Here is a 19,869-nt window from a genome sequence, read left to right as displayed (position 1 = left end):
CGGGGGTGGTCTTCGCCGAGCATCGGCTCATGGGGGGGGGCGGGGGGGGTTTTTGCTATTTTTATTCATTCCATTTCGACACTTGGGTTGTGGTGGGGGTTTTCCTGCCCGGCACCGCGCAAGAATATGGCGGCCTGATCAAGCATGGCGCGAAACTCCTGTTTGCCTACGCCGAGGCGACCGTGCCGAAAATCACCGTCATCACCCGCAAAGCCTATGGCGGCGCCTATGACGTGATGGCCTCAAAACATCTGCGCGGCGATATGAACTATGCCTGGCCGACGGCGCAGATCGCGGTGATGGGGGCGAGAGGCGCGGTCGAGATCATCTACCGCAAGGATATCGGCGACGCCGAAAAGATCGCAGCTCACACAAAGGCTTACGAAGACCGCTTCCTGTCGCCCTTCGTCGCCGCCGAACGCGGCTATGTCGACGAGGTGATCATGCCGCATTCGACCCGCCGCCGCATTGCCCGGGCACTGCGCATGCTGCGCAACAAGGACATGCAGAACCCTTGGAAGAAGCACGACAACATCCCGTTGTAACATCCAATGTCGCGACTGATCATCAGCGCCGGTCGGCGGTTTGGCAGGTTCACGGTCCTGTTTTTCGTTGTTCCCGCTCTCATCATCTTCTGCGTCTGGATGTCCCTGCTCGACAACCATCCAATCTGGTTTATCGCCAGCGGCTTCGTCGTCATGCCGATCGCCACCACGGCCTTGGCATTTCTGTTCGGCACATTGTTTGCGGGCTTCCGACGCAGCAAGATCAAAGGCGTCAGTGAAGCAGAAGCGCCCGGCCTGTGGGCGCTGTGGCGGAGCGTCGCCGGACCGCGCCGTGCTGCGCGCACGGTTGTCATACTAGAGGGCAACCTGAACGCCAGCGTGCGCGAAGAGCGCACGCTTCTCGGCCTTCTCGGCAATCGGCTGTTTCTAACCATTGGCATCCCTCTCCTCGCAGTGACCGATGAAAGAGCGCTTGCCGCGATCCTTGCCCATGAGGACGCGCATGTGCGCAACAAGGATACCAATGGCAGCCTCAATCTCGCTGAGTTCGAAAACGGTTTCGGATTTGTCTTCGAGTATGCCCCGCCCGGAACCACGATCACAGGCAGCCTGTTCCACGCCGCTATCGGCTGGCTGTCGCAATCGTTCGAGCGGGAAGAAATCCGGCTTTCGCGCGAAGCGGAGATCAAGGCAGATCGACACGCGGCATCCTCCGGCGACGCCGAGCACGCCGCACGCGCGCTGTTGCTTCTTGCCACGGCAGACGTGCATTTCACGGAGACGGTCTATGACCCTTTGCAGCATGAATTGCGAGGTGCTTTGCGTCCGCCGCGACCGCCGCTCGAGCGCATGCTGGAAGCTGCCGGCCAGCTGCGAGAACCCATTTGCCTCGATGTTTGCGCCCGCAAGGCGTGGGCAAGCCCGGATGACGCAAAGTCCACCCATCCATCATTGGCTCAACGGCTGGCGGCGCTTGGCTACACGGAGCCGCCCGACCTGGACCCGATCGCCGTGACCGCGCTCTCGACGCTGCTGAACTCGAGCGTAGCACAGCGCCACATTTCGGAATTCGACACCAAATGGACTGCGCGGATGGAAGACTATCTCCAGCGCTGAACTGGTGGTCGCCCAACTCGCAGGCTCACTCCTCTTCCGCCGCCCCGAACCCCGCATCCCTGGGGGCGCTGGTCGCGCTCGCCCAGGGCGTCGCGTGATTATCGATGCGCATCTGGAAGATGAAATAGGTCGGCGAGCAGTAGCCGATGCCTTTCACCTTGGCAGCACCCGGCGTGTCCGGCGGCAGCGACTGGCACATATAGTCCTCGCGGCAGAAATGATCAGCCGAGCAGGCTGGACGGTTGCCGCGGTTGACCGCGCCGCCGAGGCACTGGTCGAAATTGTTGGTGGCGACGCAGGTGTCGAATTTCTTGCCGCCGACCATGCCGCAAATTTCCGATGGCATCGGCTTGCCCGTCTTGAATGCGGCGAAGCTGCGGTCCTTGTCGTCGCAGGCGCGATAAGCGATGCCTGCCGGTACGCCGATTTTCGGTGGCCGGCAGGTGTAGGCGGTCCGCGAAAAGGTCGGCGCAAAAGCCGCGAACTGGCCGGTGATCTTGTAGCGGTCGTTGAACGGCTGAGACGGGTTGCTGGCGATCGACCCGGTCAGGCAGGGATGGCCCGAAAACATCTTTGGACTGTCCGTGGGCAACAGACATTGCGCCAACGCGGTATGCACGCCTGAAGCCGTCGCGAGCGGCGTGCAGACGGTGCCGCCACCGCATTGCCAGGTCGCGCCGAAGCGTTTTGCATCATCCGGCATCAGGCACGGCATCGCCATCTCGGCCGGGGCGTAGTCGACATCGCCGGCATCGGTCCATGTCGCTGGCGGCGCGAAGGACAGCGGCCGGTAGCGGTTCGGCTCCTTGCCTTCTTCCGTCGCGCGCAGCCAGGCCTCACGTCGCGGAATCTCGGCATGGAGATGCGGCGAGATGCCGACCTCGATCCGGTTGAGAGGCGACGTCGTTTTGTCGTCGAGGCCGATGAAGTGAAAGCCGGCCGTCGAGCCCGCCTGGTGGCAGCCCTGGCAGGCGCCATTGTCCAGCCGCTCGACCAGCGCCTCCGGTGTCCGCACCAGCTTTAGCGCCGCATAGTCCAAGCCGGCGAAATCCGCTGGCTGGAACAGCGGCGTGAACGGATGGTTGGCCCGTCTCGCGCTGCCGAAGGTCGACCACGAGATGATTTTCTTCGCCAGGAATTCGTCGGGGATTTCGTAGACGCCGAGATCGACCGCCGCGACATTGGCGCTGACGTAGTCGGCGAGCCCTTTCTTGAGTGCAGCATCGTCGGAGAGCCGCGCGACGTCTGGCGTATTCTCCAGCGGATTCTCGCTGACGGTAGCGCCATCGATGCCGAAGATCCGCATCAGATAGGCCGCCTGCCCGCCGAACTCGGTCTCCTGGCCCGAGGGAAAGCGCACCACTTGCGCGTTGAGTTCGAGCTGTTTGAAAGTCAGTTCCTCCGGTGCCAGCGGCCCGCCGACCAGCCAGCCGGCATCGACGTTTTCGTCGATCTGCGGTGTCCAGCGCCCGGCAACGCCGACGCAGCCGCCATCGGCATCCGGCGCCACGCTGTAGACGGCGTTGAAATTGAATGGCAGCCGCGATGCCAGAACCTTGCCGTTCTTGCGGAAACTGTAGGCCAGGCGATAGACAAAGCGCACCTCGCCACAGCTCTTGTCACCTTGCAGCGCGGTGAAGTCACGCCGGTCCAGCCGGTTGACGACGCCGACCAGGCGGAAGCGCGCGGCCTCGGTCTTCAGCCAGCGCATATCCATGATGCGGCCGACATTGCCGTCGGTCACCTCGTAGAGCGTGCGCCCGCCGGCCTTTATCTCGGCCCGCAGCGTGGCAATATCGGCCGCCACCATGTCGACAACAGCACGATAGGCCGGCACCTCACTGTAGAGCGTCTTCAGATCGTCCGCGCCGTCGACGGCGAAAATGCCGGCGAAGCCAAACCCCTTGGCATCGAGGGCGGCGAGCACCGCCGGATCGTCGACGATGGTCACCGGCTGCTCAGCGCGCACGCCATGCGAGGCGAACAGCGCGATGATGGCCGCAACGACGAACGCGAAATGCTTCATCTGATCGCCACCTTCTGCCGTGCATCGACCAGTTCACGCAGCACCGGCACCAGGGCCAGCGGCAGATCCTCCGCGATCAGCCCCGGACCGAAGCGGCTGCCGGCCTCGGCATGGATCCAGACAGCGGCGCAAGCTGCTTCGAAGGGCAACATGCCTTGCGCCAGCAGCGCGGCAATTATGCCGGCAAGCACGTCCCCTGACCCGGCGGTGGCCAGCCATGGCGCGCCATTGGCGTTGATCGCGGCGCGGCCGTCGGAAGCCGCGATGACGGTGTCGGCGCCCTTGTAGATGACAGTGGCGTTGGAGCGCGCCGCAGCCGCGCGAGCCTTGGCGAGCTTGGACAGACTTTTGTCATCGGCGATGTCGGGAAACAGTCGGCCGAACTCGCCCTCATGCGGCGTCATGACCAATGCTGGCGCATCCGGCCTGCCGGCCGCCTCGAACAGCGTTGAGACCGCGTTGCGGAAAGACGTGATGCCGTCGGCATCGAGCACCAACCCTTCAACACCACCCTCTTGCCGTGTTCTGCCGAGCACGGCGAGGGCGAAATCTCGCGCCTTGTCACCAACACCAAAGCCCGGGCCGAGGACAAAGCTCGACGACCGGCGATCGCCGAGAAAGTCTTGCACGTCCTCGATAGCGTCGGCCTTGCGCAGCATGATCGCGGTCAGATGCGTGGCGTTCACCTGCATGGCATTGGCGGGAGACAGCACGGTCACTGCCCCTGCCCCGCTTCTTGCAGCGGCAAGTGCGGCCAACCGCGCCGCACCCGTCGCCGACGGTCCGCCGGAGAAGACGCCGACATGACCGCGTTTGTATTTGTGTGCATCGACCGCCGGCACCGGCAACGCGTCGAGCCAGAACGCCGGCTTGTTTTCGAATGCGCGCGGCGCGACCTGGGCGATGATGTCGTCGCCAATGCCGATATCGGCGACGACGATCTCGCCGCATCGGTCCCGGCCGGGCAACAGCAGATGCCCCGGTTTCTTGCGCGCGAAGGTGACGGTGATGTCGGCACGAAATGCCGTGCCGAGAATGTCGCCGCTGTCACCTGAGACACCTGAAGGCAAATCGACGGCAACAACAGACTGGCGGGCGGCACTGTCCACCGCGCGTGCGGCATCTCCCGAAATGTCCTTGGACAATCCCGCGCCATAGAGAGCATCGACAATCAACGAGCCTGGCTCGGCGGCAAAAGCCGCTAGCGGCTTGCGCTCCAGCAGGCATTGGGCTGCGGCGATCGAAGCATCGCTGCCTGCCCGCGGTTCGCCAGACACCCACAGCGCGACATCGACACCCGTCTCCTCCAGCAACCGCGCCACGACATAGCCGTCGCCGCCATTGTTGCCGGGGCCGCACAGCACATGCACGCGGCTCGCGGCGGGGTAGCGCGCCAACACCACCGCCGCGACCGCTTCGCCGGCGCGCTTCATCAGGCCATAGCCGTCCAGCGGACCGGCCGCGATTGCCAACCGGTCGGCCTCCGCCATCTCGGTCGGCGACAGCAGTTCCAATTTGGCGCCGGCTGGCAAACCCATCGCTGGTACGTCCTTCGGTTCATCCGCCTTGCGTGGCAGCGTCGGGAGCTCGGCCGGACACGAGGCCCGGATCGACCTTTGAGGCATAGATCGCCGATTCCATGACGATGGTGAGACCGAGCTTCGGGTCGAGCAAATCCTTGGCCTGACCGAGAATCAATGCCGCCACATTGGCGGTGATGGCCGGCCAATTGGTCACATCGGCCTCGCCATAGAGAATTGTCGCATTCGGCAGACGGCCGGTCAGACACGTCACCGCCATTGGCCATGCAAATCCAAGCAATTTCCTGACCGGGAAATGCGGATGATGATTTTTGCCGACCGACGGCAGCCCCTCCAGTGGGCCGCCCAGCGTCTGCGAGACATGGGCGAACATGGCCTCCAGCGAAGGCATACCATTAGGCGGCAGGCCGTTGTTGATCGCCGTTCCGGCAGCGAGGTTCCAGAGCCGCTCCGGAGCCTTCTTGTCGTCGCGGGCAAAGAGCATCTCGTTCAGCGGCTCGCCGAACAGGAAACGCGACCCGTCCTTGGTCGTCACGATGTCTAGCTCGGGTGTGCGGCCGCTGAGCAGAGCGCACTGCGCGGCAAAGCCGGCAATCGCTCCCGCAGCCGAAACGATGGTCTCAGCATGGATGCGTCCATTCACCGCCAAAAGCTGCGGAAGATTGTCGCGCAAATGTCCGAATGCAAAGTTGCAGGCGGCGCTGTCAGGTCTGTCGCGCCATGGAAAATCCACGGCCCGCGGTGGTCCGCCACCAGTCGAACCGCCACCGGAGCCGGCAGAGCCACGTGAAGACTGCCCGCGCCCAAATACACCCTTCATTCGTCCACCTTTCACTGCGTCGTTGACGCGGATATGCCCACACCGGGAATGATGGGTCAAATCTGCCAGGCCGCCCAACTGCACGGATCCGCGCGGGCCTGCAAAATGCGCAATCTGCCTAATTATCGTGCAGACGCCCGAAGCGGCAATGTGTAGGCTTCGGGCAGCTTTGCCGCAGCCGAAGCAGAGGATGACGCGAATGTGCATCCCGGCGCGGCGCGGCATTGGAATTGCGCGAAACCGCTTCGCGTGGGCTGAAATTGGCACAGTTCGTGCTTGATGGAGGCGCAAGCGGGGCGCACAACCCGTTTTTTTGGCAGTGGAGGCCACTTTTTACATGAAAAAGATCGAAGCGATCATCAAGCCGTTCAAGCTAGACGAAGTGAAGGAAGCGCTTCAGGAGGCCGGTCTGCAAGGCATTACCGTCACCGAGGCTAAGGGCTTTGGCCGCCAGAAAGGCCATACCGAACTCTATCGCGGCGCCGAATATGTCGTCGACTTCCTGCCCAAGGTGAAGATCGAAGTGGTGCTGGGCGACGACGCCGTCGAAGGCGCCATCGAAGCCATCCGCAAGGCGGCGCAGACCGGCCGCATCGGCGACGGCAAGATCTTCGTCTCCAATATCGAGGAGGTCGTTCGCATCCGTACCGGCGAAACGGGGATGGACGCCGTCTGAGCTTTCTGATTTCAGATTAACGTCTCCTCGAAACGTCATCACACAGGGAAGAAACGACATGACGACAGCCAAAGACATCATGAAGCAGATCAAGGACAACGACGTGAAATTCGTCGACCTGCGCTTCACCGATCCGAAGGGCAAGCTGCAGCACGTCACGATGGATGTCATCGAGGTCGAGGAAGACATGTTCGCCGACGGCGTCATGTTCGACGGCTCCTCGATCGCCGGCTGGAAGGCGATCAACGAGTCCGACATGGTGCTGATGCCCGATGCGGACACCGTCCACATGGATCCGTTCTTCGCCCAATCGACCATGGTCATCCTGTGCGACATTCTCGATCCGGTCTCCGGCGAATCCTACAACCGCGACCCGCGCGGCACCGCCAAGAAGGCCGAGGCCTACATGAAGGCCGAAGGCATCGGCGACACCATCTATGTCGGCCCCGAAGCCGAGTTCTTCGTCTTCGACGACGTCAGGTACAAGGCCGATCCCTACAACACCGGGTTCAAGCTGGACTCGACCGAACTGCCGTCCAACGACGACACCGACTACGAGACCGGCAATCTCGGCCACCGCCCGCGCGTCAAGGGCGGCTACTTCCCTGTGCCGCCGATCGACAGCGCGCAGGACATGCGCTCCGAAATGCTGACCGTGCTCGCCGAAATGGGCGTGCGCGTCGAAAAGCACCATCACGAGGTTGCCGCTGCCCAGCACGAGCTCGGCATCAAGTTCGACACGCTGGTCCGCAACGCCGACAAGATGCTGATCTACAAATATGTCGTGCACCAGGTCGCCAACGCCTATGGCAAGACGGCCACCTTCATGCCGAAGCCGATTTTCGGCGACAACGGCTCGGGCATGCACGTCCACCAGTCGATCTGGAAGAACGGCAAGCCGACCTTCGCCGGCAATGAATATGCCGGCCTGTCGGAGTCGTGCCTGTTCTACATCGGCGGCATCATCAAGCACGCCAAGGCCATCAACGCCTTCACCAACCCGCTGACCAACTCCTACAAGCGCCTTGTGCCTGGCTATGAAGCCCCGGTGCTGCTCGCCTACTCCGCGCGCAACCGTTCGGCCTCGTGCCGCATTCCGTTCGGCTCGTCCCCGAAAGCCAAGCGCGTCGAGGTCCGCTTCCCCGATCCAGGCGCGAACCCCTACCTCGCTTTCGCCGCCATGCTCATGGCCGGCCTCGACGGCATCAAGAACAAGATCCACCCGGGACAGCCGATGGACAAGGATCTCTACGACCTGCCGCCGAAGGAACTGAAGAAGATCCCGACCGTCTGCGGTTCGCTGCGCGAAGCGCTGCAAAGCTTGGACAAGGACCGCGGCTTCCTGAAAGCCGGCGGCGTCTTCGACGACGACCAGATCGACTCTTACATCGAGCTCAAGATGGCCGAAGTGATGCGCTTCGAAATGACCCCGCATCCGGTCGAATACGACATGTACTATTCGGTCTGAACGATAAGCCTCAGCGACAAGGAAAAACCCCGGCGTCAGTTCAGACGCCGGGGTTTTTGTTTGACCAATAGCAGACCGTAGACGTGATAGCAGCAGGCTACGGCGCAGGCTTACGAAGCCTGCGCCGCTATAGATGCTTAGGCGGCCGCCGAAACCTGCGCGCTGGTCGCAACCTCCGCGATGGTCTTCAGGATCTGCGAAGCGATCTGGTAGGGGTCGCCTTGCGAATTCGGGCGGCGGTCTTCCAGGTAGCCCTTGTAGTCATTGTTGACGAAGGAATGCGGCACGCGGATCGAGGCGCCGCGGTCGGCGATGCCGTAGCTGAAGCGGTTCCACGGCGCGGTCTCATGCTTGCCGGTCAGGCGCTTGTCGTTGTCCGGGCCGTAGACGGCGATGTGGTCCATCAGGTTCTTGTCGAATTGAGCCATCAGCGCTTCGAAATAGGCCTTGCCGCCGACTTCGCGCATATAGGCGGTCGAGAAGTTGGCGTGCATGCCCGAGCCGTTCCAGTCGGTGTCGCCGAGCGGCTTGCAGTGATACTCGATGTCGATCTCGTATTTTTCGGTCAGGCGCTGCAAGAGATAGCGGGCCATCCACATCTGGTCGGCGGCCTTCTTGGAGCCTTTGCCGAAAATCTGGAATTCCCACTGGCCCTTGGCCACTTCGGCGTTGATGCCTTCATGGTTGATGCCTGCTGCGAGGCAGAGGTCGAGATGCTCCTCGACGATCTGGCGCGCGATCGGGCCGACATTCGAATAGCCGACGCCGGTGTAGTACGGACCCTGCGGCGCCGGATAGCCGCTCTCGGGGAAGCCGAGCGGACGGCCGTCCTTGTAGAAGAAATACTCCTGCTCGAAGCCGAACCAGGCGCCCTCGTCGTCGAGGATGGTGGCGCGCTTGTTGGACACATGCGGCGTCACGCCATCTGGCATCATCACTTCGCACATCACCAGCACGCCATTGGTGCGGGCCGGATCGGGGAACACGGCAACCGGCTTCAGCACGCAATCGGAGCTATGGCCTTCGGCCTGCTGCGTCGAGGAACCGTCGAAGCCCCACAGCGGCAGCTGCTCGAGCGTCGGGAACTCGGCGAACTCCTTGACCTGGGTCTTGCCGCGAAGATTGGGGACCGGCGTGTAACCATCGAGCCAGATATACTCGAGCTTGTATTTCGTCATTCTAGAGCCTCTCGTTGCTTGATCACCGAACCTGGATGACGCCGGCGCGCCGAGCCATCCAGCAGCCCAGCTGCCAAGCCAATAAAATGCAAATCGTGTGCCACTTCAGTTGGTCAGGGTGCGGCAAAAATGCCCTTTCATGCCGGTGACGAAGGCAAGCCGCCTAAGCAATGCGCCCGGATCGATCAAAGGCAGAATTTGCTTAAATAACAGGCAAATGCCGATCTTTCTTTAGGCATCTTGCCTAAATGAATTGCAGGACTTACCTTAATGGAAAGATGAATCGAAGAGCCTCTCCAGAAGAAAGGAGACCGACCATGGAAATCACCTCAGCCCGTCCGTCGGCCAAAATCCTGATGTTCCCGGTGGCAGCGCGTGCGGGTGCCTCAAATTTAGGCGTAAAGGCCAAGTTTGCGGCAGAGCTTGCTTCGCTGCGCGATCAGCCGCTTGACCATGGCGAGGCTTGGTATCATGAGGCCGCCATTGCGGACGCCGAACAGCCTCGCAAGAGCTAGGCGTCTTCCGCGCTGATAGATCGAACAGGCCCACAAATGAAAAACCCGGCGCGATCGCTCGCGCCGGGTTTTTTGTATGACACAGACCTGTCGGCTACTGTTTGGTATGCAGGTCGGTGCCGAGCGTATCCCTGACGAAGATCATGCCGATGACCAGCGACATTGCCGCGATCACCACCGGATACCAGAGCCCGTAGTAGATATCGCCCTTGTAGGCACTGAGCGCGAACACGATCGCCGGGAGGAAGCCGCCGAACCAGCCATTGCCGATGTGGTAGGGCAGCGACATGCCGGTGTAGCGGATGCGGGTCGGGAACATCTCAACCAGGATCGCCGCGATCGGCCCGTAGACCATGGTCACGTAGAGGACCAGGATGAACAGGATGCCGATGACCTTGGCCCAGTTGACCTGTGCCGGGTCGGCAAACATCGCAAACGCACCCGCTGCCGGAATGCTGTAGACGGTCACCTCGGTGGCGCCGGCTGCCTCATCCTTGGTCAGCACCTTGTCCTTGATCGCCTGCTCGGTCGGGACTGCGGTCTTTTCGCCTGCGCGGATGGCTGCCGCGTCGAGCTTCAGTTCGGGGTTGGCCGCGACAAAGGCGTCGAGCTTCTGGTCGGCAACCTTGGCGGCAGCGCGCTTCAGCGGATAACCACCATCCTGCAAGGCAATATTGATTGCCTTGCCGAAGGCTGCCTCTTTGGCCTTCAATTGATCGCCAGCCGCGACCGCGTCATAGGATTCAGCTGTCTCGTTGCCGATCTTGACTGTAGCAGGCGTTCCAGCCGCTGCCGTCGTCACGACGTCATAAGGCACCGAGTTCTTGCTGAGAAAGGCGGTCGCGATATCGCATGACGTCGTGTATTTGAAAGTGCCCGTGGGGTTGAACTGGAATTTGCAGTCGCCAGGCGCGGCGGTCACAGTCGCACGCGTTGTCTGTTGTGCCGTTGCCAGAGCTGGATTAGCCGCCCAGGTCAGCGCCTTAAACAGCGGGAAAGTGGTGACGATCGCCAGCGCAAGACCGGCCATGATAATCGGCTTGCGGCCGATCTTGTCGGAAAGCCAACCGAACACGACGAAGAAGATCGCGCCTACCGCCAGCGCGATGGCGACCATGATGTTGACCGACTGCGCGTCCACCTTGAGCACATTGGTAAGGAAGAACAGTGCGTAGAACTGGCCGTTGTACCAGACCACGGCCTGGCCGGCGGTGAGGCCGAAAAGCGCCAGCAGCGCAATTTTTGCATTCTTCCATTGGCCGAAGGCTTCCGACAAAGGCGCCTTGGAGCCCTTGCCCTCTTCCTTCATACGGACGAAGGCCGGCGATTCCGAAAGCGTCAGGCGAATCCAGACCGATATTGCGAGCAGGATGGCCGAGAGTAGGAATGGAATGCGCCAGCCCCAGGCCGCGAAATCCTCCTTGCTCAACGAATTCTGCACGGCCAGGATGATGATCAGCGACAGGAACAGGCCAAGCGTCGCTGTCGTCTGAATCCACGACGTATAGAAGCCACGGCGATCGTCGGGTGCATGTTCGGCGACATAGGTCGCGGCACCGCCATACTCACCGCCGAGCGCCAGGCCCTGCAGCATGCGCAGCCCAACCAGGATGATGGGCGCCGCGATGCCCCAGCTCGCCGAACCGGGAAGCAGGCCGACCAGGAAGGTCGACAGGCCCATGATCGTGATGGTGACGAGGAATGTGTATTTGCGGCCGACGAGATCGCCGATACGGCCGAACACCAGCGCGCCGAACGGCCGCACGAGGAAGCCGGCAGCGAAAACCAGCAGCGTGAAGATGTTGCGCGTCCCCTCCGGATAAGAGGCGAAGAATGTGGTGCCGATTGCGGCCGCCAATGCGCCGTAGAGATAGAAATCATACCATTCGAAAACCGTGCCGAGCGAGGAAGCGAAGATGACTTTCTTCTCCTCCCGCGTCATGCCGCGGCTGCTTCCGCTGGCGGTCGATGCCAATGCCATTGAACTGTCCTCCCGTGAATCGTCTGCCTTCGACGCTGGGCGTCATCGTCGGCGTTCCCTCCGAACGCGACTCGAACCCGACATCGGCGTAAAAAATGACAGAAAGCGACCGCCGGAGGCAGACAGACCTTGGATTTATGACTTTGGTATTAGGTGCAGTGCGGCAAAAGGCCGAGGATCAGGTCTTCAGCGCATCGAGCAGGCCGACGGCCGCCATCATGTCGCGTTTGCGGGCCGAGCGGCGTGCGACAGCCTCGGCATCCTGGCCCCAATGCTCGATCTGCCAGTCCTCGTCGACATGGCCGGCGGCCCAAGCCGCATCGCCATCGAGCGCACCGTAATCGACCGCCAGCGCCAGCAGCGCCGACCCGGTCAGCGAAGTCATGACATGGATTGCAGCCAGCCGCAGCGGCTCGGCACGCTGGGCAAGATGGGCGCCGAGGACGGCGAGGCTTTCGCGCGGCTGCTCGACATGGATGATGCCCTCGGCGAGGTTGAACCGAGCCCCTAATGTCGCCCTCGCCCAGTCGATCACCGGATCCCAATGCTGGTTCTGCCGCTCGACCAGCCCCTGCGGCGCGTCGGCGCGGTAGCAGGTCAGATCGGACGAGGCGAAGCGCAAGACGTCCTCCAGCACCGCCTGCGGGTCGCTGGCGACGCCGTCGATGGCGGTGTTGACCAGACGCAGCACCGGCATCGTGACCGGGTCGATGGTCTCGCCCTGTGCAGCGAACTCATTGGCGACCAGGGCGGCGGCGTTTTCGGTCGGCAGCGCCAGCAGCGCCTTGCCCGGCGTGCGCACCGGCTTGCCGTCGAGATGGACGGCAAAACCGTCTTCCACAGCTACGACCGACACGTCCTTGTAGAAGCGCTTCGGCAGGTGCGTCTTCATCTGGATCTGCGCGCGGCGCACCGGATCCGGATCGGACAGATGCTTTCCCGCTTCGAGGTCGTTGAGGATGTCACGCATGGTCGAACTTTCTATCCAGGTACCTGCTTGCGCGCCGGCCGGTTGACGATGATCAGGCCGACAGCGATCAGCCCAAGCGCCACAAAGATCCTGGTCGTCGGCGCCTCGCCCAGAATGATAGCGCCGCAGAGGACGCCGAACACCGGCGACAGAAAAGCGAAGCTCGACAGGCCCGATGCCGGATAGCGCCTGAGCAGCCAGAACCACAGCACATAGGTGAAGGCAACTATATAGAGCGACTGGAACAGCAGCGCCAATGTCGGCAAGGCAGTCATCGCGCGGATCGGCGGGCCGGTGAAAGGCATCACCAGGACACCGACAATGGCCGCACCGGCCAGCTGATAAAGCAGCAATTTCTCGGCACTGGTCTCGACCAGTTTCGAACGCTTGATGACGATGCTGGTCGCCGCCCACAGGATGCCGGAGCCGAGGCTCAGCAGATCACCCATTAAGGTCACGTCGTTGCCGCCGGCAATCCCGTCGGAAAACACCGCCACCAGGCCGCAGAAGGCGAGAACGAGCCCGCCAAGCTTGCGCGCGTTGATACGCTCACCGAGCAGGAAATGGCCGCCGATCAGGACCCAGAACGGCATGGTGTTGACCAGCAGTGTGTTGCGAGCAACGGTCGTGTATTCCAGCCCGATATAGAGGCACAGGAACTCGACGCCGAACAGCACGCCGACAATGATGCCGGCGACAAGCGACCCGTCGGCCTTAAACAGCCTGATGCCGCGCAGCCAGCACCAGCCGAGCACACAGAGCCCGCCGATGATCGAGCGTGCGATCGAGACGAAAACCGGATCGAAGCCGGCATAGGAGATCTTGGCGGCGACGTAGTTCAGTCCCCAGGAAAAGGTCAGCCCGACCATGATGGAAGCAGCCGCCAGATCGACCGCATCGCGGCGATCCAATGCCGAGGCAACGGCCAATGTCAGTCCTCCGCGCTGGCGTCGTCGAAGCCGATCAGGTTCCAGCTCTGGCGCATATGCGGCGGCATCGGCGCGGTGACGTCGATGACGCCCTTGTCCGGGTGCGGAATGACGATGCGGCGCGCATGCAGATGCAGGCGGTTCTGAATGCCGCCCGGAAAGTCCCAGTTGGTGTCGGCCTCGAAATATTTGGGGTCGCCGAGGATCGGGCAGCCGATATAGGCGGCATGAACGCGCAGCTGGTGGGTGCGGCCAGTGTACGGCTCCATTTCCAGCCAGGTCATCGTCTGAGCCGCCTGCTCGATGATGCGATAGTAGGACACGGCGTGGTCGGCGCCCTTTTCGCCATGGGCTGCCACGCGCACGCGGTCGCCGTCCTCGGTCGGTTCCTTGATCAGCCAGGTCGAGATCTTGTCCTCGCGCTTGGGCGGGACACCTTTGACCAGCGCCCAATAGGTCTTCTTGGTCTCACGCGCCCGGAATGACTCGGAAAGCTTCATCGCTGCAAGCCTGGTGCGGGCAACCACCAGCACGCCCGATGTGTCGCGGTCGAGCCGGTGCACCAGGCGCGGCTTCTCGCCCTTCTGGCTGCGCCAGGCCTCCAGCATGTCGTCGACATTGCGGGTGACGCCCGAGCCGCCTTGCACCGCCAGGCCCGCCGGCTTGTTGAAGACGAAGACTTTTGGATCTTCGTGGATCAGCATCTTGGCCAGCACATCGGCGTCGCCCTGGTTGCGGATCGAGTAACCCGTAAGCGCACTCTCGCCCTTCTTGTCGACCTCGAGCGGCGGCACACGCACCACCTGGCCGGGCTCGACACGGCTGTCGGCCTTGACCCGGCCGCCATCGACGCGGATCTGGCCCGAGCGCAGCAACTTCTGCAGATGGCCAAAGCCGAGGCCGGGGAAATGGGTCTTGAACCAGCGATCGAGCCGCATGCCCGCCTCGCCGGCCTCCACCGTGATCTGTTCTACGCCTGCCATGATTTTCGCTTTATCGGTTTCTAACGCGTGACCCCGAAATCTACTCCGGCTTTCGGAAAGGATCATGCGCAAGATCAAAGTTTCTGCAGCGCGTCCAGAGGATGCGGCGTGCTCCAGGTCGGGGCAATAACACTATGAAACGGTTCTTGCGAGCCAAAGTCCCAGAAACAGGGCGATAATGGCGCCAACGACGCTGGCCAGCGCATATCCCAACGCCGGCAGCGTCGCTCCGCGCTCCCATAGGGTCGCGAAATCGAGCGAAAAGGCGGAGAAGGTGGTGAAGCCGCCAAGGATGCCGGTGGCGACGAACAGCCGGAGCTCATTGGAACCGCCGCGCCGCATCAGCGCGGCGATGAACAGCCCCATAACAAAGGAGCCGACGATGTTGATCGCCATCGTCCCCCAGGGGTAGTTGGGGCCGACGAGGCGCAAGGCGCCGATGTTGGTCAGGTGGCGGATGCCGGCGCCGATGCCGCCGCCGACCACAACAAGAAGCAGATTGAACATGCCCGTTTACTGCCCGGCCAAGGCAGTGCGGTCAATCCCTTCAGGCTAACGCCTCAGGTCGTCTCGACCTTCTTTGCCTTGCTCGAGCCGATCATCTTCCAGTTCTTGTAGAACATGGAATTGATGCGCTCGACGGTGACCGAAACGATGGCGAGAAGTCCGGCGATGAAGCCGGGGAACGGCGACGGCCGGATGATGTCCATGAACACGCAGTAGCGGCGTCCGTCATACTCGTTGACCGAGCGGTGCAGCAGCGTGTCGTCGAAAATATAGAGCGGGTTGTCGTGCCAGTAATTCCTGGCGCCGTTGCATTCGACGAAAACCTCTGCCTTCACCGGCAAGAGATTGTAGAGGATGCGCAGGCTGAGCCGGAGCGGTCCGAAATGCCAGGAAGTCGATTCCTTGCCTCTGAAGACAGACACGGCAACGGTCTTGATGTATTTGAAATCCTTGTTGAATTCCACGACATTGTCGATCCGGTGCTTGCCGTACCACTGATAGACATACATGCCGCGACGACCGGTGCCGAAATTGGCGTCGATATCGGCGATGATCTCGTCCTTGCGCGCCTTGAAGACGTCAAGAACCTCGTTGACCTCGCGCTGATAATCGGCGGGAAACTGCTCCAGCTTCCACACGCCCGGGTTCCTGTAGCAAACGAGGTCCACCAGCAGATTGAAGGGCGACAGCAGCCAGGTGAAGATGCCATTGCCGAGGAAATAGCCGCGCAACAGCGACAGATCCTTGTTGGCGTTGCGCAGCACATCGATCAGGCCGCAGACGATCCAGATCGTGGTCAGGATCGGAATGAAATAGAAGCCGAGCGCGAGCAGCGGGACAGCAATCACAGCCTGGCGAAGCATTTTGCGAAGGGATTTTGTCATTTTCTTTGCGCGCGGCGCGCTGTCCCCGTTCCGAATTATCGCCCGTCCTGGCAGCCTCCCGGCCGAGTCATGCGACGTGATAGGGCTTTTTGTCATGCGGTACAATCACACTGCTGTGACTGGCGGGGACAGAATTTCAGTTCATCGCGGGCAGGCCGAGTTCGTCCCGTTTGTCCCGCGCACCTATTTTTCCCGCTCGCTGCGCAGCTTTGCCCAATAGTCCAGCCGTTTCTTGATATCGCGCTCGAAGCCGCGTTCGGGCGGATCGTAAAAGGTCTGCCGGCCCATCTTTTCGGGGAAATAGTCCTGGCCGGAAAAGGCATCGGGCTGGTCGTGATCGTAGCGGTAGCCGGCGCCGTAATCCTCCTCTTTCATCAGCTTGGTCGGCGCGTTGAGGATGTGCTTGGGCGGCAGCAGCGAACCGAACTCCTTCGCCGCCCGCGTGGCTGCCTTGAAGGCGGTATAGACGGCGTTGGATTTGGGCGCGGTGGCGAGATAGACGGTGGCCTCGGCGAAGGCCAGTTCGCCTTCGGGCGAGCCGAGATAGTCGTAGGCGTCCTTGGCGGCGTTGGCGATAACCAGCGCCTGCGGGTCGGCCAGCCCGATATCCTCCATCGCCATGCGCACCAGCCGGCGGCCGAGATAGAGCGGATCCTCGCCGGCGTCGAACATGCGGGCAAGATAATAAAGCGCCGCGTCCGGGTCGGACCCGCGCACCGATTTGTGCAGCGCCGAGATCAGATTGTAGTGACCGTCCTGGCCCTTGTCATAGATCGGCGCGCGGCGCTGGACGATGCGCTGCAGCCCTTCGGGATCGAAAACCTCGCCGGGTTTGGCGGCGCGCCAGACTTCCTCGGCCAGCGTCAGCGAGGCCCGGCCGTCACCATCGCTCATGCGGATGAGCATCGCCCGCGCCTCATCGTCGAGCGGCAGCGCCCTGCCCTCTGTCTCCTCCGCGCGCGTCATCAGCTTGGCGATGCTCTCCTCGCCCAGCGAGTGAAACACCAGCACCCGCGCGCGCGACAGAAGCGCGGCGTTCAGCTCGAAGGACGGATTTTCGGTCGTGGCGCCAACCAGCACGACGGTGCCGTCCTCCATGACCGGGAGGAAAGAGTCTTGCTGGGCGCGGTTGAAGCGATGGATCTCGTCGACGAACAGCAGCGTTTGGCGGCCATTGGTGCGACGCAGCTTTGCCGCCTCGAACACTTTCTTCAAATCGGCAACGCCGGAAAACACCGCCGAGATCTGCTCGAAGGCAAGGCTGGTCTCGCCGGCCAGCAGCCGCGCCACGGTTGTTTTGCCGGTGCCGGGTGGCCCCCAGAAAATCATCGAGCCGAGCGAACCGGAGTTGATCAGCCGCGTCAGTGCGCCGTCTGGCCCGGTCAGATGCTCCTGGCCGACGACCTCGTCCAGGTTTTTCGGGCGCAGCCGATCGGCCAAAGGCCGGCCGGGCGGCGCTCTTTCCGGTTCATCGACGCTGAACAGATCGGCCATCTAGGTCTTCTGGTTGGAGCACGATCCTCAGAAATGGGAAGATCGCCTCAGTAACGCAACACCTGGCGCAGTATCTGCCCGCCGCGCTCGACGGTAAAGCGCCACCAGCGTGTATCCTGCTGGGCAAGCTGCGCCAGTGTCGCCGCCGTATCGACCGTCGTGCCGTTCACCTCGCGCACGATGTCGCCCGGCTGGAAGCCGAAATCGGCGGCCGGCGAATCGCGGTTGATGTCGACCACGGTGACCCCCTTGAGGTCGGTGCGCAGGCCGAGCCGCTGGGCGAGCCTGGGCGACAGTTCCGCGACCTTGGCGCCGGAGAACGGGCTGCGGCCATGCAGGGTCACTTCCGACGCCTTGGCGCCTTCCGGCGCGCGCTCCAGTGCAATCTCCATCGTCGCCTGCTGGCCCTTGCTCAGGATGGCGAAGCTCGCCTTGGTGCCGATCGACAGGGTCGCCATGCGGTAGTCCAGCGCCTCGATGCCTTCGACGGTCGTGCCATTGAGCTGCAGCACGACGTCGCCGGGCTTCAGCCCTGCCTTGGCCGCCGGTCCGGCTTCCTCGACCGACGACACCAGCGCGCCGGTCGGCTTCTCCATGCCAAGCGATTCGGCGATCTGCGGTGTGACCGCTTCGAACTCGGCGCCTATATAGGGCCGCTCGAAGAAATCGAGCCCGGCCTTGGCCGCGTCGGCGAAGGCGCGCACCATGTTGGCGGGGATGGCAAAGCCGATGCCGATCGAGCCGCCGCTGCGGCTGTAGATGGCGGTGTTGATGCCGACCAACTGGCCGCCCATGTTGATCAGCGCGCCGCCGGAATTGCCGGGATTGATGGCGGCGTCGGTCTGGATGAAGTAGCCCGAATCCGAAACGCCGATATGGCTGCGGGCAAGCGCCGACACGATGCCGCTGGTGGTGGTCTGGCCGACGCCGAACGGATTGCCGATGGCCAGCACCAGGTCGCCGACCTCGAGCGCGTCGGAATCGCCGATGGCAATCACCGGGAACGGCTTGTCGGAGGTGATCTTGAGCACGGCGAGGTCAAGCGTCTCGTCCTTGAGCATGACCTTCGAGGTGAATTCGCGCCCGTCGGCGGTCGCGACCTTGACCTCGTCGGCATCCTTGATCACGTGGAAATTGGTGACGACGACGCCGCTCGGGTCGACCAGCACGCCCGAGCCGAGCGAGGATTGTGCGCGCGGCTGCGCGCGGCCGAAGAATTCCTCGAAGAAAGGATCGCCGTCAAAGGGCGACGTGACCTTGGCCGTCTGCGAAGCATAGACATTGACCACGGCCGGCGCCGTCTGCTTGACCAGGGGGGCAAACGACAGCTGCACCTCTTCGCGGCCGAACGGCACGCGCTTGTCGGGACCGGAGGTGCCGTTCTCGCCTTCGACGCCATGCAGGAGGTCGGTCAGCACATCGGAGAGCCCCGGGTCGGCTGGCTTGGCGGCGTCCTCGGCCAGAGCCTGCCTGACTGTCGGCGCGGCTGCGAACGCCATCATGGCGAAGAGCAGAACAAGAGACAGTCGGTTGGCGCGCATTCGCGAATCCTCCAAGGCAAGTTCGGGGGCATTGTCCCGACGATTGTGCAGAATGAAAGGCTAATGCACTGAAATGCGGCGATTGTCGTGCAAAAGCACTTGGCCGGCAGGCAAAAAAGCCTGGCGAAGCATGCCCTCGCGACAATGCAAAAAAGGGGCCCGAAGGCCCCTTGAAGTCATTCCTGAAAAACCGAGCCTTATGCGGCAGCGGCTTCCTCGTCGGTGCCTTCGGCCTCGATGCGGGCGCGGTCGCCGGCGCCCTTGGCCAAGGTGTCGCGATCGACGAACTCGATGACTGCCATGGCGGCATTGTCGCCGTGGCGGAAGCCGGCCTTCATGATGCGCAGATAGCCGCCATTGCGGGTGGCGTAGCGCGGCGCGATGGTGTCGAACAGACGCTTGACGACGCCTTCATTGCCGATCTGGGCAATGACCTGGCGGCGCGCATGCAGGTCGCCGCGCTTGCCGAGCGTCACCAGCTTCTCGACGATCGGACGCAAATCCTTCGCCTTCGGCAGGGTGGTGACGATCTGTTCGTGTTCGAGCAGCGACACGGCGAGGTTGGCGAACATCGACTTGCGATGGCTAATGCTTCGGGCGAAGCGGCGGCCTTTAAAACCGTGGCGCATGGCTCTTTTCCTTCTTCAGTTGTTCAAGAGGCCGTGGCCTCTGATGGTTTTCCGCATGACCGTCGGATCGAGCGGCCCACGCCGCCAATCCTTGGAAATTCATGC

The 19,869-nt window shown here is 62.5% G+C and carries 18 protein-coding genes; 5 read left to right on the top strand and 13 right to left on the bottom strand.

The genetic code is table 11. The annotated features are described in order from the left end of the window. Together NKI10_RS29745 and NKI10_RS29740 are read left to right on the top strand one after the other, a co-directional pair. On the top strand, positions 1-545 hold a 545-nt coding region (locus NKI10_RS29745), incomplete at its 5' end, for a carboxyl transferase domain-containing protein (protein WP_352862525.1). A gap of 99 nt (positions 546-644) precedes the next feature. Continuing rightward, complete coding sequence (locus tag NKI10_RS29740; RefSeq protein ID WP_352862524.1) at positions 645-1,622, top strand: M48 family metallopeptidase; 978 nt, start codon at positions 645-647, stop codon at positions 1,620-1,622. A gap of 25 nt (positions 1,623-1,647) precedes the next feature. On the opposite strand, the gene NKI10_RS29735 is transcribed toward NKI10_RS29740, so the two are convergent. Genes NKI10_RS29735 through NKI10_RS29725 form a run of 3 tightly spaced genes read right to left on the bottom strand, consistent with a single transcriptional unit; the run spans position 1,648 to position 5,862 of the window. Then, positions 1,648-3,648: a hypothetical protein gene (locus tag NKI10_RS29735; RefSeq protein ID WP_352862523.1), complete on the bottom strand. Its 2,001-nt coding sequence runs from the start codon at positions 3,646-3,648 to the stop codon at positions 1,648-1,650. Then, positions 3,645-5,186: an NAD(P)H-hydrate dehydratase gene (locus NKI10_RS29730; RefSeq protein ID WP_352862522.1), complete on the bottom strand. Its 1,542-nt coding sequence runs from the start codon at positions 5,184-5,186 to the stop codon at positions 3,645-3,647. The genes NKI10_RS29735 and NKI10_RS29730 overlap by 4 nt, the downstream gene beginning before the upstream one ends. A gap of 19 nt (positions 5,187-5,205) precedes the next feature. Then, positions 5,206-5,862 carry a hypothetical protein gene (locus tag NKI10_RS29725; protein ID WP_352755465.1) on the bottom strand — a complete coding sequence of 219 codons (657 nt, stop codon included), beginning with the start codon at positions 5,860-5,862 and terminating at the stop codon, positions 5,206-5,208. Between the two features lie 484 nt (positions 5,863-6,346). Here NKI10_RS29725 and NKI10_RS29720 point away from each other — a divergent pair, with 484 nt between their 5' ends. Then, positions 6,347-6,685, top strand: a complete 339-nt coding sequence (locus NKI10_RS29720; RefSeq protein ID WP_006205430.1) for a P-II family nitrogen regulator — start codon at positions 6,347-6,349, stop codon at positions 6,683-6,685. 58 nt (positions 6,686-6,743) lie between these two features. Further along, complete coding sequence (glnA, locus tag NKI10_RS29715) at positions 6,744-8,153, top strand: type I glutamate--ammonia ligase (protein WP_352862521.1); 1,410 nt, start codon at positions 6,744-6,746, stop codon at positions 8,151-8,153. A gap of 137 nt (positions 8,154-8,290) precedes the next feature. On the opposite strand, the gene NKI10_RS29710 is transcribed toward glnA, so the two are convergent. Next, positions 8,291-9,331 carry a glutamine synthetase beta-grasp domain-containing protein gene (locus tag NKI10_RS29710; RefSeq protein WP_023748691.1) on the bottom strand — a complete coding sequence of 347 codons (1,041 nt, stop codon included), beginning with the start codon at positions 9,329-9,331 and terminating at the stop codon, positions 8,291-8,293. A gap of 317 nt (positions 9,332-9,648) precedes the next feature. Here NKI10_RS29710 and NKI10_RS29705 point away from each other — a divergent pair, with 317 nt between their 5' ends. Continuing rightward, positions 9,649-9,846: a DUF2735 domain-containing protein gene (locus tag NKI10_RS29705; RefSeq protein ID WP_023672773.1), complete on the top strand. Its 198-nt coding sequence runs from the start codon at positions 9,649-9,651 to the stop codon at positions 9,844-9,846. Between the two features lie 94 nt (positions 9,847-9,940). On the opposite strand, the gene NKI10_RS29700 is transcribed toward NKI10_RS29705, so the two are convergent. From NKI10_RS29700 to rplQ, 9 genes are all read right to left on the bottom strand, one after another. After that, a complete protein-coding gene (locus tag NKI10_RS29700; protein WP_352862520.1) occupies positions 9,941-11,827 on the bottom strand; it encodes an MFS transporter in 1,887 nt (628 codons plus the stop codon). A 178-nt stretch (positions 11,828-12,005) separates the two neighbouring features. Then, entirely contained in the window at positions 12,006-12,797 is a 792-nt protein-coding gene (locus NKI10_RS29695; protein ID WP_352741576.1) for an ATP12 family chaperone protein, read from the bottom strand. Between the two features lie 11 nt (positions 12,798-12,808). After that, a complete protein-coding gene (locus NKI10_RS29690) occupies positions 12,809-13,666 on the bottom strand; it encodes a DMT family transporter (protein WP_502897598.1) in 858 nt (285 codons plus the stop codon). A 62-nt stretch (positions 13,667-13,728) separates the two neighbouring features. After that, complete coding sequence (locus tag NKI10_RS29685) at positions 13,729-14,709, bottom strand: RluA family pseudouridine synthase (RefSeq protein ID WP_023672769.1); 981 nt, start codon at positions 14,707-14,709, stop codon at positions 13,729-13,731. A gap of 132 nt (positions 14,710-14,841) precedes the next feature. After that, entirely contained in the window at positions 14,842-15,216 is a 375-nt protein-coding gene (gene crcB / locus NKI10_RS29680) for a fluoride efflux transporter CrcB (RefSeq protein ID WP_352862518.1), read from the bottom strand. A gap of 53 nt (positions 15,217-15,269) precedes the next feature. Next, positions 15,270-16,100: an aspartyl/asparaginyl beta-hydroxylase domain-containing protein gene (locus NKI10_RS29675; protein WP_352862517.1), complete on the bottom strand. Its 831-nt coding sequence runs from the start codon at positions 16,098-16,100 to the stop codon at positions 15,270-15,272. A gap of 183 nt (positions 16,101-16,283) precedes the next feature. Then, positions 16,284-17,594 carry a replication-associated recombination protein A gene (locus NKI10_RS29670; protein ID WP_023688417.1) on the bottom strand — a complete coding sequence of 437 codons (1,311 nt, stop codon included), beginning with the start codon at positions 17,592-17,594 and terminating at the stop codon, positions 16,284-16,286. A 47-nt stretch (positions 17,595-17,641) separates the two neighbouring features. Continuing rightward, positions 17,642-19,135, bottom strand: coding sequence for a DegQ family serine endoprotease (locus NKI10_RS29665; protein ID WP_023748695.1), 1,494 nt, complete (start codon positions 19,133-19,135; stop codon positions 17,642-17,644). Between the two features lie 197 nt (positions 19,136-19,332). Next, a complete protein-coding gene (gene rplQ, locus NKI10_RS29660) occupies positions 19,333-19,764 on the bottom strand; it encodes a 50S ribosomal protein L17 (RefSeq protein WP_352862516.1) in 432 nt (143 codons plus the stop codon). Positions 19,765-19,869 lie beyond the last annotated feature (105 nt).

It is taken from the genome of Mesorhizobium sp. M0802 (assembly GCF_040320115.1).
Lineage (GTDB): Bacteria > Pseudomonadota > Alphaproteobacteria > Rhizobiales > Rhizobiaceae > Mesorhizobium.
This window is presented reverse-complemented; position numbering and strand designations above follow the sequence as displayed.